A 1,171-nucleotide genomic window follows, 5' to 3' on the forward strand; every position below is an offset into this window, starting at 1 on the left:
CCCCAGATTAAAAATGCGGGTAATGCAAGCACGACCGTGACAAGCCGAATGATGAGGGTGTAGGTCACATCCATTGCACTGGAGATGGCGATAAAGCCCAGGGAAAAATGTTGCTGCAGAAACATGAGCATGTAATCTACGCGTAACCAACGGTAGCCATCGTTCAAACATTTCACAGCCTGCGTCGCGAGCGAGGCTGGCTGAATACTAAGTAAAAAGTTTTGATCCAGCTGCGAGAGATATTGAATCTCTTTATGCAATACCTCGCGGGAATGATTCGTGTCCCAAAGAAACAACATACCGACCCATTCAACGAGAATGGACATAACCAGAGCAAACAGGAACCAGCCGATAAAACTGAATGCTCGACCAAAAGTTGACGACACGACCACTTCGGTCAGCGTACGCTTTTCGTTGAGGCGGTCTTTGACGGTTGTAGGTTTGCGCTCTGCCATCACGCAGCCTCTGACCAACGGTCGGGCATGCGTGCCCAATTTTCATCGTTTGCCGACGACCGGTACTGCTTGCGCATCGCGTTTGCAATGGTACTGATGTCTTTCGGTAAGGATTTCTCGTCGTTCAGCATCGGCAACCTGAGCTTGAACAGCTTGCCGCCGATGAACGCAAAGGCTTGGCCTTTGGGCAATCGAGTCAAGTCACCTGGGTGGAGTAATGGCACGCGCTGCGTGCCGATATGTTGTTCGGTACGGCTTTGGAAATCGACATCCGGATTACCCGGACTGTCAGAAGCGCCACTGCGCAGCACGATGTTGTTGACATCCACTTCGGGCAACTGGCTGGTGAGCAATTCCGCCGTTTCAAGTTCCTTCACGCGCAGCATGATGATCGATCCCAGGTTACCGATCACCTGGCCTGCGCGTGCGCGATCACCGAATCGCGCAATAATGTCGGACATCGTTTGTGTGTAGGCCGTCAACTGGAACCCGGCACCGCCGGCCTTGTTTGCCATTGGCACAAACTCTTTCCCAACCAACTCATTAAATTCATCAAGGTGCAAACACACCTTGCGTTTCTTGCCATCTGCACCTTCGTAAACAAAGAGGCCGTGGTCGCTGCCGAATTTGTAGATGGTGCCGGCGGTCGACGTCAGATCCGCAAACATGGAGCAGCCCACGGCCGATGCCACTTCAGGATCTGAAAGTGCGTCGAG

General features: G+C 52.6%; 1 protein-coding gene and 1 pseudogene. Both read right to left on the reverse strand.

Annotation, left to right across the window (positions count from 1 at the left end; translation table 11 throughout):
• Window positions 1-455: pseudogene (locus ACSV5M_RS21780) on the reverse strand (hypothetical protein); the annotation flags it as partial.
• Window positions 455-1,171 (reverse strand): TraM recognition domain-containing protein (locus tag ACSV5M_RS21785; RefSeq protein WP_439178958.1); only part of this gene is annotated, 717 nt, incomplete at its 5' end. The gene ACSV5M_RS21785 and the pseudogene ACSV5M_RS21780, both read right to left, overlap by 1 nt.

Source organism: Cellvibrio sp. ARAG 10.3 (assembly GCF_051846955.1).
In the GTDB taxonomy this organism is placed as follows: domain Bacteria; phylum Pseudomonadota; class Gammaproteobacteria; order Pseudomonadales; family Cellvibrionaceae; genus Cellvibrio.